Genomic DNA, 15,764 nt, shown 5'->3' on the forward strand with positions numbered 1-15,764 from the left:
CATTCCAACTTCCTTTTTGTATGATTAGAATTTCCTCATAATCCATGCGATAGGACCTCTAGCAAATGTCTTTCTTCATAGCGCACTAAATGAAATACTGTAGAAATATATTTCTACAGTATTTTTCTCGTTTTATACATAAATATTGAGAAAATTTCACTCACCCTAAATGGAAAGGTAATAGAATTGTTTATAGAGAATTACTCGTAGATTCAATTTTTATCCCCCCATTTTGTGGGGAATGATTGCCTAGTGGTAATGGGATAAGGTTGGGCTACTTTATTAGGGGGAGTGGTTCTATGTTTAATAAAAAAATGGTGGCAATGGCAATGACTGTGCCATTAGTAATGGGGACGATTTCTACGGTTTCAGCATTGGAAAAACAACAACAAGTAAAGCTAGAAGCTTATTCACCGCAGAAAAAAGCAACTGAATACTTAAAAGAAAATGCAGCGCAGTATGGATTGAAAACTGACCTCTCAGACTTGCAATATATTTCTACAACAGAAACGTCAGTAGCTTCATATGTTAGGTTCCAACAAGTTGTTAACGGTGCGCCTGTATTTTCAAAACAAATTACAGTTACACTTAACGGAGAGGAAAAGGGAGTACTTGCTGTTTCTGATTATCAATCCGTTAAAGGTGTGAAGGAAGTAACGACAAAAATTAGTGAAAAAGATGCAATACAAAAATCAATGGCGTATGTTGGAGAAGCAAGTGAGCAAAACTTATGGGCTCCTACAGAGAAAGAATTCGGATATATTGTGGAAGAAGGAATTGCTCGTCCAGTATATAAAGTTGTAGTCCATTCTAATAACCCGTTTGGTGCATGGGAAACATTTATTGATGCTGAAAACGGAAAGTTAATTAAAAAGGTTGATATAAACCGAAAAGCAGAAGGGACAGGAAAAGTATTTTTACCTAATCCGGTCGTATCTAGTGGTAGTAAAGTAGGCTTAAAAGATAATAACGATGCAGATTCAACTGCGCTAACGAACCAATTGAAGACTGTTACGTTAAAAGGTTTAGATGGGACAGGATTTTTAATTGGAGAGTATGTAACGATTTCTTCAAAAGCAAAAACAAAATCTACAAACTTACAATTTAACTATACACGCGCAAATGATAGCTTTGAAGACGTGATGTCGTATTATCATATCGATACATTACAGCGTTACATTCAAGGGTTAGGTTTTAAAAATATTAATAATCGCTCTATTAAAGTGAATGTGAATGGAACGACGGCGGATAACTCATTTTATTCTCCGACAACGAAAGCATTAACTTTTGGTACTGGCGGAGTAGATGATGCAGAAGATGCTGGTATTATCGCTCATGAGTACGGGCACTCGATTCAAGATAACCAAGTACCTGGCTTTGGTAGTTCTGCAGAAGGCGGAGCGATGGGAGAAGGATTTGGTGACTTTTTAGGTGCTACGTATGAAGATGCAGTATCGACAACAGGATACGGAAAAGCATGTGTTGGAGAATGGGATGCGGCTGCTTATTCTAGTTCAGATCCGACGTGCTTGCGCCGATTAGATAATAATAAAGTGTATCCAAAAGATATAAAGAATGAAGTACACGATGATGGTGAAATTTGGGCTCAAGGTCAATATGAGATGGCACAAGCTTTTGGACGTGATGTTGCAACGAAAATTATTTTACAATCACACTGGTCATTAACACCAAACTCTAAATTCAATGATGGAGCAAAGGCAATTAAGCAAGCGGATGCTCTTTTATATGGCGGACAACATGCTGCTGATATCGATCGTATTTGGGCAGCAAGAGGAATTAGTACGAATTAATATAAAAAGTCGTGGCATTTATAAGCCACGACTTTTTAATTTGCTTATGAACTGGTACTAGTAAAGGTAGCTAAATGAATGGTAGTGTGAATGTATCCACATTCTATTTATTTTTTTCGTCTTTAAAAACAAAATGCTCTTTAAATTTTCTAGACTCAACTTTTTGACCGTTTCTCATGGAGTGGAAAGGGTGTTCTTGCCAAGTAATGATTACATCAACTACATCTGCTTTTGTAGCAACTGGAAAATTAGCATGTTTAAATCCAGTTTTTCCACTTGCTAAACGACTTTCCTTTAGGGAAAAGAGTTCATATTTCGTTTTTGTTTTTGGCTCGTTGCGGAATACTTCGACTTGTACGTTATATACTTCACTGTTTCCAACATTTTTTACTGAAAATTGATATGTATTAAATTCATCTTTTTTAGCTTGAAGCGTCTTTTTGCTTATTTTTTTCGGTTCATCAATATTCACTTGCCATTGATCAGAGTTTTGGGAGATCGGTAAAGATTTTGGTGAATAGGCGTATGTTTCATTCACTACAATTAGACATAACAAAAGAAGAAAGAAACTAATCGCTTTTTTCATAAGAACACCTCGCTATAAAATTTTTATTAATATGCGTAAATGAAATAAAAATTATGTAATAAAATGGAAAAGGTGATAATTTGATTCAAATGAATTTGAAAAAACTTGAAGAGGTAGTAGGTGGTGAAGGATTACAAGAATCGTTTCATCATATAGAGATACATGGTGTCTGCATAGATTCCAAAAGCATTAAAGAAGGAAATTTATTTGTTCCAATCATTAGGGTGAAAGATGGACATGATTATGTGAAAGAGGCAATTGATAATGGAGCTGTCGCTTCCTTATGGAAAAAGTCTTATGGTACTCCGCCAAAAGGGATGCCAATTATATTTGTAGATGACACTTTGTTTGCTTTGCAACAATTGGCACAATTTTATCGAACAGAGCTAAATGTAAAAGTAATTGGAATTACTGGTAGTAATGGAAAGACAACGGTAAAAGATATAATAAGCACGATTTTAAGTACAACTCATCGTGTGCATAAAACAAAAGGGAATTTTAATAGTCAAATCGGTTTACCATTAACAATTTTAGAGATGAAACGAGATACAGAGTTTTTAATACTTGAAATGGGGATGAGTGAAAAAGGACAAATTAGAAACTTATCGATAATAGCAAAGCCAGATGTAGCGATCATTACAATGATTGGCCAGTCTCACTTAGAAACACTTGGATCAAGAGAAGAGATCGCGAAGGCTAAATTAGAAATTATTGATGGATTAAAAGATGAAGGATTATGTTTGTATAATGGCGATGAACCATTGCTTTTGAAAAATAAGAATCTATCGAGTATAAATTGTAAGGCATTTGGTGAAAAGTATACAAATGATTTGTTTCCAACAAACGTGGGATTAGATGAATATGGTGTTCATTTTAAAGTAAATAATTCAAAAATACAGTACGATGTTCCCTTGCATGGAAAACATAATATTTTAAATACGATTGTCGGAATCGCCGTAGGTCAATATTATAATGTCCCTACAGAAAAAATACAGGAAGCATTACGGCAATTACATATTACTCATATGCGCTTTCAATTTTTAACTGCCAAAACAGGTTTTACAATTATTAACGATGCGTGGAATGCTAGTCCCTCTTCAATGAAGGCTGCAATTGACACGTTACAGAAATTAAATGCCTATAAGAAAAAAATGATAGTATTTGGGGATATGTTGGAGTTAGGGACGAAAGCTGAAACATATCATAGAGAAATTGGTAAAATGCTAAATCAAGAGAGCATTCAATATGTATTCACTTATGGAGAGTTAGCTGAAATTGTAGCGGAAGAAGCGAGAAAGAAATATGATACAGGAAAAGTACAGTCATTTAATAGTAAAGCCAAGGTAGCAGAGGAAGTATTAAAAGTAATAACAGAAAATGATGTTGTATTATTGAAAGGCTCACGTGGAATGGCTTTAGAGGAGATTGTACAAAATTGGATATGAAAAATGAAAATATATTTAAAAAGGCTTGCGTTTTATAAAACAAAGAGATAGAATACTCTGTAAATATAAAAAGTGATGATCAGGAAAAGTACATGATGCAAAGGTCTACAGAGAGCAATCGGTTGCTGAGAAGATTGCGATACCGCATGATGGAAAGACACCTGTGAGTGTTGCTTTGAACGTGATAATTAGTAAAAGCAAACGGTACCTACCGTTATCAGGTCTAAGATGGTCATTATGACAATTTGGGTGGTACCGCGGAAAAATCCGTCCCTATTTATAGGGGCGGATTTTTGTATTCTTTGAAAGGAGGTGAGTGACCGTGGATGATGACGATGATAACAACAATAACGTAAATAAAAATAAAATTACTGGAGGGAAAAATAATGGAGTCAATAATGAAGCGTTCACTCACAAAAGAATGTAAGGAGCAAAGTGGAAAGGTTGTATTACTTCAAGGATGGGTAAAAAAGATTCGTCATCTAGGTAATGTTAGTTTTTTATTAATAAGGGATCGATCGGGAGTTATGCAATGTGTCTTAGAAAATGAGTTAGCTGGATTTAAAGTAGATGTGGAAAGTGTCGTGCAAGTAGTTGGTCAAATAGTAGAGACTTCGAAAACAGAATTAGGGGTGGAAGTGCTTGCTCATGAAGTGAAAATATTAAATGGTGCAGAACCACTTCCATTTGAAATAAATAAAAAGAAATTGCAAGTTGGCTTAGATCAACTACTAAATGAGCGGGTATTATCATTAAGACATGAGAGAACCGCGGCGATATTTAAAGTGAAATCTACACTTGTTCAGAGCTTTAGTGAATTTCTTATAGAGAACGATTTCACACGTATATTTACTCCGAAAATTGTTTCACAAGGGGCAGAAGGAGGAGCGAATGTTTTTAAAGTTCCATACTTTCAAAAAGAAGCTTATTTAGCACAATCACCACAGTTTTATAAACAGATGATGGTAGCTGGAGGGTTAGAACGTGTTTTTGAAGTTGCACCTGTTTACAGGGCGGAACATCATAATTCTTCCCGTCATTTGAATGAATATATATCGTTAGACGTAGAACTTGGATTTATTCATGATTTTTATGAAGTGATGCAATTAGAAACGGATGTTTTACGATATATGTTTCAACAAGTAGCAAAAAATTGTGAAAAAGAACTACAACTATTACAAATAGAAGTACCTGTTATTACAGAAATACCAAAAATTACATTGTTACAAGCGCAAGAAATTTTAAAAAGTAAATACCGGAAAGAATCGCCAATTGGGGATTTAGATACAGAAGGTGAAAAGCTACTAGGCAAATATGTGAAGGAAACATATAAGAGTGAGTTAGTTTTCATTACACATTATCCGAAAGAAGCTAGACCGATGTATACGATGCCGAATAATGAAAATCCATCTATTACTGATTCGTTCGACTTACTATATAAAGGGCTAGAAATAACTTCAGGCGCACAGCGAATTCATGATTATGAAATGTTACTTGCTTCTTTTAAAGAAAAAGGATTACATCCAGATAAATTTCAATCTTATTTAAATACATTCCGATACGGTTGTCCTCCGCACGGTGGTTTTGGAATTGGATTAGAGAGAGTTGTATACAAACTATTAGAATTAACAAATGTACGAGAGGCGAGTGCTTTTCCAAGGGACTGTACAAGACTTATCCCATAATAATAGGGGAAGGAAATGTATCCGTTGTGCTATTTTATAGTACAACGGATTTTTTAGTTCATAAAACTCAGCACTTTCTCACCAAATTTTAATGTAAGCTTAATTGTTCTCTCTTTTTTCACCTTTAGTATAAGCCTTAGAAACGAAAGAGATATACAAGGTGAAGGGAGAAATATTACATGCGTATTTTAGTTGTACCATCAGGATTTAAAGAAAGTTTAGGGGCGAAGGAAGCTGCTGATGTAATGAAAGAAGGGATTTTAAAAGTTATGCCGTTAGCTACTGTAGAGACTTTACCAATGGTGGATGGTGGGGAAGGTTTTACAGAGGCAATTATAAATATTACTGGTGGAAAAATGTATAAAGTACAAGTAACGGGACCTGTTGGAGAGGAGATACAATCTTATTTTGGTATTTTTAAAACGAGAAATGGTGAGTGTACGGCTGTTATTGAAATGGCCGCTGCAGCTGGGCTACGCCTTGTACCGAGAGATTTACGTGATCCTAGAAAAACGACTACTCATGGTGTTGGGCAGTTAATAGAATTAGCTTTAAATAAAGGGGTAGATCGTATATTAATAGGATGTGGCGATTCAGGAACATCTGATGGAGGAGCAGGTATGGCTGAGGTGTTAGGTGTAAAGTTCTTAAATGAAGCTGGAAAGGAAATACAAATTCATGGTGGAACCTCTTTATTACAAGTTTCAAAAATAGACACATCACAAGTAGATCCTAGATTAAGGCATGTTCAAATTGATGTTGCCTGTAATTGGTTTAATCAATTATGCGGCGAACAGGGAGTAGCGCGAGTGTTCGGTCCGCAAAAAGGTGCTAACGAAGCACAAGTAATAGAACTAGAAAAAGCACTGGAGCGTTATGCTTCTGTTATAAAAAAAGATATAGGTATAGATGTACATCATACACCAGGTAGTGGTGCATCTGGCGGGCTTGGTGCTGGACTACAAGCTTTAATTGGTGCAACGTTACATCCGAGATACGATATTATTATGAAGTATATGGATTTAAATAAACAATTGTTATCGTGTGATCTTGTTTTTACTGCGGAAGGCAGTATAGATTTTCAAACGCCACGAGGGAAAATTCCAGCTGAGGTGGCTAAATGTGCAAAAAAATATGGATTACCAGTAATTGCATTAGTAGGGACAGTCGGTAAAGGTGCACGTATTAATTACGATTATGGCATTGATGCATATACAAGTATATTACCGATGCCATCTTCATTAGAAAATGCATTTTCTAATGCGGAGAAATGGCTTCGTGATTGTACAGAGAGTACGATGCGTACAGTTTTAGTCGGTTATCAAATCGCTTCTCGGTTAAATAAAAGTGGGTACGTATCATGATTGAAAAAAATGTAGTGGAATTACATGTAAGCAGTACGGATGATCCGAAAATTAAGCCATCTTGGGTTCTGCCCGTAGCACTTATATTACTGGTAGAAATAGTTCTTTTGCTTCCATCGTCATTAACGATGGAAGCGAAATGGAGTTTGTTTGGATTTTGCTGTGCAATTATTTTATGGACTACAACAACGATAAATTCAGCCTATATCGCACTAGGGTCCGTCTTATTTTTAATTATTTCAGGAACAGCAAAGCAAGATCTTTTATTCGATTCGTTAGCTTCAGATGTTATTTGGCTTATGATCGGTTCCTTTATTTTAGGAAGGGCACTTCAAGTTACCGGTTTAGCTGAGAAAATGACGTACTTTGTTGTAAATCGTGCTCGGAATATAGCGGGCTTGTGCGGGATTTTGACAATGATTATTCAAATACTCGCCTTTTTTATTCCATCGACATCTGGACGCGCAGCGGTTGTATTACCTGTTTTTCAAGCTATATCAAAAGAAATTGGGAGTAGAAGAATTACGAAAGCATTAGCAATTTTAATGCCTACAGTTATTTTAGTTTCAACAAGTTCTACAATTATTGGCGCAGGTTCCCATTTAATTGCCCTAGATATGTTAAAGGAATTTAATAATAAGGATATTACATTTGTAGAGTGGTTAATATGGGGATTTCCATTTGGAGTCATAATGAGCTTTATAAGTTGTCGTGTAATATTATTTTTATTTTTAGACAAAGAGGAAGTAAAAACAAAACTGAAACAGAAAAAAGTTGAGTTTGAATTATCGCGAAATGAAAAGTATACAATCAGTATTTTAATAGCGATGGTAGCTTTTTGGTTAACAGAGTCGTTACACGGTTTGGAAATTGCCACTGTAACGATAATCGGAGTGTTTTTATTAACTTTACCAAAACTCGGCGTGATGCAGTGGAAAGAAAGTTTAAAAGGTGTCTCGTGGAACTTAATTTTATTTGTTGGAGCAGCAATTGCATTAGGGAAATCTTTAATGGAGAGTGGTGCAGCGCAATGGATTATGCAAAAGTTATTTTTAGTAACAGAACTTATTAATAAGCAATCCATTTTTATCGTGTTACTCGTAATTGTTATTCTTTCAGTCACATCACATTTATATATTACATCTCACACAACGAGAGCGGTAATTTTTATTCCGCCATTACTATATTTTGCGAATAGTCTACAGCTTAATGAAGTAGCTGTACTATTTTTAGGGATTGTTGGCATGAACTATTGTTTAACCTTTCCAGTCAGTTCTAAAGCATTACTTTTATTCCAAGAAAGTGATAGAGAAACGTTTCAGCCGCAAGATTTATTAAAGTTAAGTAGCTATTTAAGTGTTATATATATGTTTGTAATGGTTGTATTTTACTATGCATATTGGCAGTGGGTTGGATTGTCTCTCTAAAAATCAGGAATATAATTCATTCCTGATTTTTTTCATTAAGTCGAAAAGAATATTGGGTATTATTTCTTTTGGAGGAAAGTATTACTTGTTATACTAAAATGGTGCAAATATATATTATAGGAGGCTTTTATGGGAGAAAGGATTTTAATCGTCGAGGATGAAGAAAAAATTGCTCGTGTTGTGCAGTTGGAATTAGAGTTTGAAGGATATGAAAGTGAAATTGCAAAAACAGGTACAGAGGCAATGGAAAAGTTTGGCGATGGTAACTGGGATTTAATATTACTTGATGTAATGCTTCCAAATATAAGTGGGTTAGAAGTTCTTCGAAGAATACGTTTGAAAAATGCTGTAATACCTATTATTTTATTAACTGCTCGTGACTCAGTTGTTGACAAGGTTAGTGGTTTAGATCAAGGAGCAAGTGACTATATCACAAAGCCATTTCAAATAGAAGAACTTTTAGCGAGGATTCGTGCATGTTTAAGAATTTCAAACGTAATAAAAGAAGAAGAGAATAGTAGTTATCAAATTGCAGATTTATATTTAGACGAGAAAACACGAGAAGTGAAGAGAGGGAATCATGTAGTGGAATTAACACCACGTGAATTTGATTTATTACTCTTTTTAATGAAGCATGAAAACCAAGTGTTAAATCGAGAACAAATCGTAACGAATGTTTGGGGATTTGATTATTATGGTGATACAAATGTTGTCGATGTGTATATTCGATATTTACGCAAAAAAGTAGATTGTAATGTGGACGTACCACTTATTCACACTGTTAGAGGTGTTGGGTATGTTTTAAAGGTGTAATATATGAAAATTAAAAATAAAATATATTTATTTTCTACAGTATGGTTACTACTTATATTGTTACTTATTAATAGTTCTATATACTTTTTATTTTATAAAGTTACAACGAACGGAGAGTTAGAACGTTTAAAACGTGAGGCAGTACATATTATAGAAGGAATGAATGTAGAATCAGCAAAAAAAATAGACGCAGTAAATTTGTTGCAACCATACTTACCTTCAAACGGTATGATTAGAGTTATTAATGAAAATTCAAAGGTAATGATTAGACAAGAAGTGGACAGTACAAAACCAATCCCAGCAGTAAATACGAAATTTGAAAGAAAAGAATCAGCGGGAATTTATGAGAAAAATGGAGGGAAATTCGCTTATATAAAAATACCAATCATTTGGAATGATGGGAAGATCGTTTCGTTAGAAATGACAGAACGTTTAGATAGTTTGCAAGGGAATTTAAATATGTTAAAAAATGTATTGGTAATTGCATCGCTTTTCGTTTTAATTCCGTCTTTTTTTGCGGGAAGAATGTTAAGTAAACTCATTTTAAAACCTGTAAACTCTTTAATACAAACAATGGAGCATATACAAGATAGAGGGATATTCAAAAAAATACCACTTGAGAAAAAATCAAAAGATGAATTGTACAAAATGGGAACGACATTTAATAAAATGATAGATTTATTACATCAAAACTTTGAAAAGCAACAGCAGTTCGTTTCAGATGCTTCACATGAATTGAGAACACCGTTAACTGTTATTGAAAGTTATGCAAAATTATTAAAAAGATGGGGAATGAAAAAACAAGATGTTTTAGAGGAATCTGTAGAAGCGATATACTCCGAGGCAATAAGAATGAAAGGCATGACAAATCAAATGTTACTGCTTGCCAACAGTAGTGCAGAGTGGAAGTTGGAAACGAAAGAATCAGATGTAGTTCGTTTATGCAAGATGACTGCGGAACAACTAGAAAAAACATATAATCGGGATTTTCGAGTTATTACAGAGGAAGAAAAGATTGTTGTAAATATTGATGAACAAAAAATAAAACAAGTATTAGTAGTATTATTGGATAACGCAATGAAATACAGTAAGGATTCAATCGATTTAATAGTAGGAATAAACAAGGAAAGAGTCTTTTTTTCTATTCAAGATTACGGTATGGGAATTCCTAAGGAGGATATACAGAAAGTGTTTGATCGCTTTTTTCGGGTGGATAAAGCGAGGAGTAGGGAAACAGGAGGAACAGGTCTAGGCTTGTCGATTGCGAAACAAATTATTGATGCTCATGAAGGAAATATACAACTGGAAAGTGAAGAGGGAAAATGGACGAAAGTTACAGTATATTTGCCTCGGTTTTTATAAAGAGATAGGAGTTTAAAAATGAAAAAGAAATGGAAGGTTGCATTGTTACTTTGTTTTGTTCTTGTAAGTGTAGCTTTTGTATCACAACGTATTGTCTCTAAGCAAGGAGAAAACATATTATCTGAAAAACAAATTCAGAATATTGTGTCGGAACAGTATCCTGGAAAAATAAAAAATATAAAATTAGTAAACAAAGGAGAACAAGATATATATAAGGTACATCTTTTAAATGAAAAAGGTTCATATGAAATAATAGTAGATGCTCAAAGTGGTAACATAAAACGTGCAAAAGAAATATCATTAAAAAGTAATACAATAACGAAAGAAAAAGCGGAAGAAATAGCACTTCAGAAAGTACAGGGGATAATCAAACAAACTATATTAGAAAAAAGAAATGAGATAGAAGTGTTTGTTATAACGGTAGAAACAAATGCTACTGATAGTACGATAGTTGAGATCGAAAAAACTACCGGAAAAATTCAATTGTTACAGAAACAAACGACAAAAGTTACAGAAGAGCAAGCAAAAGAGATTGCAGTGCAGCAAGTACAAGGGAATGTGAAAGGGATAAGACTAGAGAAAAAGAACGAAAAAAATGTATATGTAATAGAGATAGAGAAAAGTGCAAATGAGAATGTAATGGTAGAAATTGAAGAAGCGACGGGTGCTTTTATTGGTACTTCACAAATACAAAAAGTCGTTACAGAAGAGCAGGCGAAAGAAGTTGCGTTACAAAAAGTACCAGGCGGATTTATCGAGAAGGTAAGTGTAGTCAATATAAATGGTACGTCTACCTACCAAATTATAATAAAAAAACAAACAGAAACGGTTGATGTAAGAATACATACAATAACAGGTGAAGTCATTTCTACTACAGTGGTAAATAACGTTATTCAGCAAAAGGAGTCATCACAACAACGAGATGACGATGATCAAGAAGAAGGTACTGATGATCACGGTGATGATGATGACGAAGGATAATGAAAAATAAAAAAGGTTTCTCATCAAATTTTAATATAGCTCTTGACAGTTATACATATAACCGATATACTTCATATTAATTTCAAAAGAAAATATATTCTAAATATTAAAATGTGTTGAATAGGAGTAGTAAGGTCGTATATTTGTACAGAGAGCTATGGGTTGGTGTGACATAGTCAAATGACATCCTGAACTCGCCTAGGAGCAGTAAGGTGGAACGGAATCACATTCTTAGTAAATCTTAACGGTTAACCTTCGATATTAGGTTTGTAATCAAACGATTACTACTAAGGTGGATTCATAATGGAATCAATAAGGGTGGTACCGCGTTAAGTAAATGGCTTAGCGTCTCTTTATATAGAGATGCTAGGCCATTTTTTTATTTTATGGAAATAGAAATGGAGGGTTTATTTGGATTAGTTTATAAAATTTAATTATTCATATAAAGTAATTTAACTAGGAGGAAAATAAGATGAAACAGACAGAGCAATGGACTTCGAAATTAGGTTTTATAATGGCTGCAGCAGGATCCGCAATTGGACTTGGCGCAATATGGAAGTTTCCTTATATCGCTGGGAAAAGCGGGGGAGGAGCATTCTTTTTAATCTTTATATTATTTACTGTATTAATTGGGCTACCGCTACTTATAGCTGAATTTATGATTGGTCGCAGTACACAGAAACAAGCGGTTGGAGCATTTAAAAGTATCGCACCTAATACAGGATGGCACTGGATTGGACGTCTTGGCGTTGGAACTTGTTTTATACTACTTTCGTTTTATAGTGTTGTAGGTGGATGGGTATTAATTTATTTATTCAGAGGAGTAACTGGACAACTGATTACTCCGGGACAGAATTACAATGCATTATTTACTGAAACAATTGGAAATCCCGCTTGGGCGATTATAGGACATTTCGCTTTTATGCTTATTACGATTTGGGTTGTATCAAAGGGAGTACAAAATGGAATTGAAAAAGCAAGTAAATATATGTTGCCAGCATTGTTTGTTTTATTTGTTGCTCTTATTATTCGTTCATTAACACTTGATAATGCAATACAAGGTGTGAAGTTTTTCTTACAACCAGACTTCTCAAAGATTACTTCAGAAAGTATTTTATTCGCAATGGGTCAATCATTCTTTGCGATTAGTATCGGGATTTCGATTATGGTCACGTATAGTTCCTATTTAAATAAAAAAGAAAGTTTACCAAAATCAGCAATAACAATTGTTGGATTGAATTTATTTGTTTCATTATTTGCAGGTCTTGCTATTTTCCCAGCTGTATTTTCATTAGGAATGGAACCAACAGAAGGACCTGGATTACTATTTATCGTATTACCATCTGTATTTAGTCAAATTCCATTCGGTGGATTTTTCTTAACAGTATTTCTTGCACTATTTACATTTGCGACATTAACATCGGCATTTTCTTTACTAGAGACAGTTGTTTCAGCGTTTGCAAATGGTGAACAAGAAAAGAGAACGAAATTATCATGGATGATTGGTTTCGGTATTTTCTTAGTAGGTATACCTTCAGCGCTATCATTTGGAGTATGGAGTGATATTACGATTTTCGGAAAGAATATTTTTGATGCAGTAGACTTCTTATCTAGTAATATATTAATGCCACTTGGAGCGCTATTTATTAGTATTTTCGTTTCATTCAAAATGGAAAAGAAGGTGCTAGAAGCAGAGTTTTTTGTAGGTGGTAATTATGGAAAGAAAGTATTTATTTGTTGGGCTTTCTTACTTCGATTTGTAGCACCGCTCGCAATCATCATCGTCTTTTTAAATGTAATAGGGATTATTTAGGGTGAAATGTTATAATATTCAGTAAAAAAAGAAGGTGACGATCATAAAGGCGAATTTGATAGAAGCAGGGAAATACATGAATATTAGAGGCAAAAAGCTATACGTTGAAACGCATGGAAACCCTAAAAATAAACCAGTCCTATACTTGCATGGTGGACCAGGAGAAAGTTGCTATGATTTTTCATTTCATCAAGCGGAAAGATTAAAAGATTCGTTATTTGTAATTATGATAGATCAAAGAGGTGTATGTCGCTCAGAAGAAATTACTGAAGACGAAGCTTTTAGATTACATGATTTGATTGAAGACTGTGAGGAACTAAAAAAAGTATTACAAATTGAGAAGTGGTCTGTAATTGGACACTCTTTCGGTGGATATGTAGCTTTGTTATATGCATCGAGATATCCAAGTTCAATAGAGAAAATCATATTTGAAGGGCCAACTTTCGATTTTGCATTAACAAGTAGAGCCTTGTTACAAAAGACAGGGAACTTATTAAAAAAGTATGGGAAAGAAAAAGTAGCAGAAGAGTCTATCGCTTATTCATCTAGCAATGCCAGTTCAGAAGAGTTGCTGGAAGACTATATAAGATTAAGCAATGAATTAGAAGAAAAAAGAATGGAGATTTACAATTATAAGGAAGATGAGACGGACGAGAGTTTATATAGTGATGAAGAGTGGGAAGAATTTTCAAATCGCTCCAAAATTCATTTTGATAGATTAAAAGTAGAAGGAGCATTTCATACTTCATTATTACAAAAAATAAAAGATGTACAAAATCCAATGTTATTAATTGTAGGAAAACACGATGCAGTAACGTGTGAAAAACAAATTGAAATATTTAATAAAGATGCTCAAAACGGAGGTTATATTGTATTCGAAGAGAGTGGTCATACACCGCATTATGAGGAAGCAGATCGATATGCAGAATTAGTCATTCAGTTTTTGAAATAAAGTAGAAAGGGAGCTTCGTATAATGCGAAGCTCCCATTTTTATATTTTGGGATAAGTAATTGTAATGTTAGGCCATTTGTTTTGCCAATTCTTTTTAGTAACCCTAGCATTGTACATATGTAATCGTTCTTTGGTTTCAAGAAAATGATCTGTTGGCCTCACTCGTAAGGAAAGAACATCTCCAATACCGCACGGAGCTGTTAATATAACTTTGTTTTTTTCGTCTAATGTAACCCCTAAAGCCGTTGCAGTTTCAGGAAATTTAGAAATAGCATCAACAGAGGAAGAATATGGTGGCATATTATTCACTACATGCATACGAGCTTGATTTTTTACAGACCAAGGGATCGTAGAATCAATATTCTTTAATTTCGTTTCTAATGATTGTTCGTATATCTCATCTTTATGTAGACTATCATAATAAATCACATCAACATCAGGCATAGCTGTTTTAGCTTCATAGTTATGTAAAGTGTCCCAAATTTTAGAGCGGACAAATCCGGCGCAAATCCACCAATCAGGTAAATTTAGTGATTTTGCCATTTGTAATACGTTCATCATCCATTCGTCGTTTTCAATTAAGTGAATTATATCTTGCTCTGTTTGTATAGTCATTTGTTATCCCACCTACTATTTTTATAGAGGACTAATTCATCAGTTTAATAATCCATGTGATCCAGTAAGCACCTGGTATGAATAATAGTTGTGCTAATAATGTACCGAAAAGTCTAGAAATCATTAGCCAACCATACATTTTACTCATTGCTTCTGCACCTTCTTCTGATTGAAGAGCTCGCTCTGTTAAAAGAGCGATACGTGGATCAAGCAGCACAGTTAATAAAATAGTAGCGAAACCATTAATAAGGCCAGAAGCTGTAGTAGCTTTTGTTGCGTAATCTGGAAGTAAAAAGGAAGCGTATAGAGCTGAAAGGACACCAGCTGTATAAATTGCAGTAGCAAACATATTAATAAGCATAATACGTTTTGGAATACCACCGATACGCAGTCTATGAATCATTTCTAATTTTGGAAAGCGTACGTATTTTCTTGTGTACTTTAATTTTTGAATGTTATTTGTTTTCATCATTCGAATGAAAGAACCATCTGTTTCAAAGTTTTGAATGACATATCCAAATAATTTGGTCAGAGTTGGATACAGTATAATCGCAAGTAAAGTACCGACAGAGGCGGATAATAGAACAAGCCGTATAGTATGTTCTAAATTAATGGAAGCGTCTCGTTTTGCCTCATCGACAATCCCGCCGATTAAAAAGGCTTGTAGCATGTTAGATGTTCTTGATATAAGTAACACCATGCCTACGACAGACAAAGCAACAGCAATTCTCTTTAAACGCACTCCAGCTAATCGAATACTATAAGAGCTCGTTTCAACCGCGTGAATAACAATTGTGAAAACCATTATAACAATTAACGTTATTGACATTAGATTCACCAGTTTCTATTAAAATAATTGTAACTTTTTTACTTTATCATATCTATTACACTTTGTAACTGAAAGTATGTG

At 34.3% G+C, this 15,764-nt stretch carries 13 protein-coding genes and 2 other annotated features; of the genes, 10 read left to right on the plus strand and 3 right to left on the minus strand.

Annotated features, from left to right (window positions below; translation table 11 throughout):
* Positions 1-299 precede the first annotated feature (299 nt).
* Complete coding sequence (locus FOT98_RS06320) at positions 300-1,811, plus strand: M36 family metallopeptidase (RefSeq protein WP_063262736.1); 1,512 nt, start codon at positions 300-302, stop codon at positions 1,809-1,811.
* 103 nt (positions 1,812-1,914) lie between these two features.
* On the opposite strand, the gene FOT98_RS06325 is transcribed toward FOT98_RS06320, so the two are convergent.
* A complete protein-coding gene (locus tag FOT98_RS06325; protein ID WP_063262737.1) occupies positions 1,915-2,397 on the minus strand; it encodes a hypothetical protein in 483 nt (160 codons plus the stop codon).
* An 89-nt stretch (positions 2,398-2,486) separates the two neighbouring features.
* Between FOT98_RS06325 and FOT98_RS06330 the strand changes: the two genes are divergently transcribed.
* The 9 genes from FOT98_RS06330 to FOT98_RS06370 all read left to right on the plus strand — a co-directional run bounded on the left by FOT98_RS06330 (position 2,487) and on the right by FOT98_RS06370 (position 14,239).
* Complete coding sequence (locus tag FOT98_RS06330; protein WP_063262808.1) at positions 2,487-3,842, plus strand: UDP-N-acetylmuramoyl-tripeptide--D-alanyl-D-alanine ligase; 1,356 nt, start codon at positions 2,487-2,489, stop codon at positions 3,840-3,842.
* Between the two features lie 66 nt (positions 3,843-3,908).
* Positions 3,909-4,120 (plus strand) — a binding site (T-box leader).
* Between the two features lie 108 nt (positions 4,121-4,228).
* On the plus strand, positions 4,229-5,527 hold the full coding sequence (aspS, locus tag FOT98_RS06335; protein ID WP_063262738.1) for an aspartate--tRNA(Asn) ligase: 1,299 nt from the start codon (positions 4,229-4,231) through the stop codon (positions 5,525-5,527).
* 179 nt (positions 5,528-5,706) lie between these two features.
* Complete coding sequence (locus tag FOT98_RS06340) at positions 5,707-6,891, plus strand: glycerate kinase family protein (RefSeq protein ID WP_063262739.1); 1,185 nt, start codon at positions 5,707-5,709, stop codon at positions 6,889-6,891.
* Positions 6,888-8,318 carry an SLC13 family permease gene (locus FOT98_RS06345; RefSeq protein WP_063262740.1) on the plus strand — a complete coding sequence of 477 codons (1,431 nt, stop codon included), beginning with the start codon at positions 6,888-6,890 and terminating at the stop codon, positions 8,316-8,318. Before FOT98_RS06340 ends, FOT98_RS06345 begins: the two co-directional genes overlap by 4 nt.
* A gap of 129 nt (positions 8,319-8,447) precedes the next feature.
* On the plus strand, positions 8,448-9,131 hold the full coding sequence (locus tag FOT98_RS06350) for a response regulator transcription factor (RefSeq protein WP_063262741.1): 684 nt from the start codon (positions 8,448-8,450) through the stop codon (positions 9,129-9,131).
* 3 nt (positions 9,132-9,134) lie between these two features.
* The gene (locus FOT98_RS06355) at positions 9,135-10,493 is read left to right on the plus strand and encodes a sensor histidine kinase (protein ID WP_063262742.1); all 1,359 of its coding nucleotides are present in this window, start codon (positions 9,135-9,137) and stop codon (positions 10,491-10,493) included.
* A gap of 18 nt (positions 10,494-10,511) precedes the next feature.
* Positions 10,512-11,474, plus strand: coding sequence for a PepSY domain-containing protein (locus FOT98_RS06360; protein WP_063262743.1), 963 nt, complete (start codon positions 10,512-10,514; stop codon positions 11,472-11,474).
* A 107-nt stretch (positions 11,475-11,581) separates the two neighbouring features.
* Positions 11,582-11,830 (plus strand) — a binding site (T-box leader).
* A gap of 116 nt (positions 11,831-11,946) precedes the next feature.
* Complete coding sequence (locus tag FOT98_RS06365; RefSeq protein WP_063262744.1) at positions 11,947-13,287, plus strand: sodium-dependent transporter; 1,341 nt, start codon at positions 11,947-11,949, stop codon at positions 13,285-13,287.
* 76 nt (positions 13,288-13,363) lie between these two features.
* A complete protein-coding gene (locus FOT98_RS06370; protein ID WP_063262745.1) occupies positions 13,364-14,239 on the plus strand; it encodes an alpha/beta fold hydrolase in 876 nt (291 codons plus the stop codon).
* A gap of 39 nt (positions 14,240-14,278) precedes the next feature.
* Here FOT98_RS06370 and FOT98_RS06375 read toward each other — a convergent pair whose 3' ends face one another.
* A complete protein-coding gene (locus tag FOT98_RS06375) occupies positions 14,279-14,854 on the minus strand; it encodes a nucleotidyltransferase family protein (RefSeq protein WP_144290980.1) in 576 nt (191 codons plus the stop codon).
* A 31-nt stretch (positions 14,855-14,885) separates the two neighbouring features.
* The gene (locus tag FOT98_RS06380) at positions 14,886-15,683 is read right to left on the minus strand and encodes a lipid II flippase Amj family protein (RefSeq protein ID WP_063262747.1); all 798 of its coding nucleotides are present in this window, start codon (positions 15,681-15,683) and stop codon (positions 14,886-14,888) included.
* Positions 15,684-15,764: the final 81 nt, after the last annotated feature.

The organism is Bacillus sp. HY001 (assembly GCF_007558965.1).
Classification (GTDB): Bacteria; Bacillota; Bacilli; order Bacillales; family Bacillaceae_G; genus Bacillus_A; species Bacillus_A mobilis.

Bases quoted from the DNA above. Each gene is read 5' to 3' on its own strand.
- aspS (WP_063262738.1), top strand. From the start codon at position 4,229: ATGGAGTCAATAATGAAGCGTTCACTCACAAAAGAATGTAAGGAGCAA.
- FOT98_RS06355 (WP_063262742.1), top strand. From the start codon at position 9,135: ATGAAAATTAAAAATAAAATATATTTATTTTCTACAGTATGGTTACTA.
- FOT98_RS06365 (WP_063262744.1), top strand. From the start codon at position 11,947: ATGAAACAGACAGAGCAATGGACTTCGAAATTAGGTTTTATAATGGCT.
- FOT98_RS06350 (WP_063262741.1), top strand. From the start codon at position 8,448: ATGGGAGAAAGGATTTTAATCGTCGAGGATGAAGAAAAAATTGCTCGT.
- FOT98_RS06340 (WP_063262739.1), top strand. From the start codon at position 5,707: ATGCGTATTTTAGTTGTACCATCAGGATTTAAAGAAAGTTTAGGGGCG.
- FOT98_RS06325 (WP_063262737.1), bottom strand. From the start codon at position 2,397: ATGAAAAAAGCGATTAGTTTCTTTCTTCTTTTGTTATGTCTAATTGTA.
- FOT98_RS06360 (WP_063262743.1), top strand. From the start codon at position 10,512: ATGAAAAAGAAATGGAAGGTTGCATTGTTACTTTGTTTTGTTCTTGTA.
- FOT98_RS06330 (WP_063262808.1), top strand. From the start codon at position 2,487: ATGAATTTGAAAAAACTTGAAGAGGTAGTAGGTGGTGAAGGATTACAA.
- FOT98_RS06320 (WP_063262736.1), top strand. From the start codon at position 300: ATGTTTAATAAAAAAATGGTGGCAATGGCAATGACTGTGCCATTAGTA.
- FOT98_RS06345 (WP_063262740.1), top strand. From the start codon at position 6,888: ATGATTGAAAAAAATGTAGTGGAATTACATGTAAGCAGTACGGATGAT.
- FOT98_RS06370 (WP_063262745.1), top strand. From the start codon at position 13,364: ATGAATATTAGAGGCAAAAAGCTATACGTTGAAACGCATGGAAACCCT.
- FOT98_RS06375 (WP_144290980.1), bottom strand. From the start codon at position 14,854: ATGACTATACAAACAGAGCAAGATATAATTCACTTAATTGAAAACGAC.
- FOT98_RS06380 (WP_063262747.1), bottom strand. From the start codon at position 15,683: ATGTCAATAACGTTAATTGTTATAATGGTTTTCACAATTGTTATTCAC.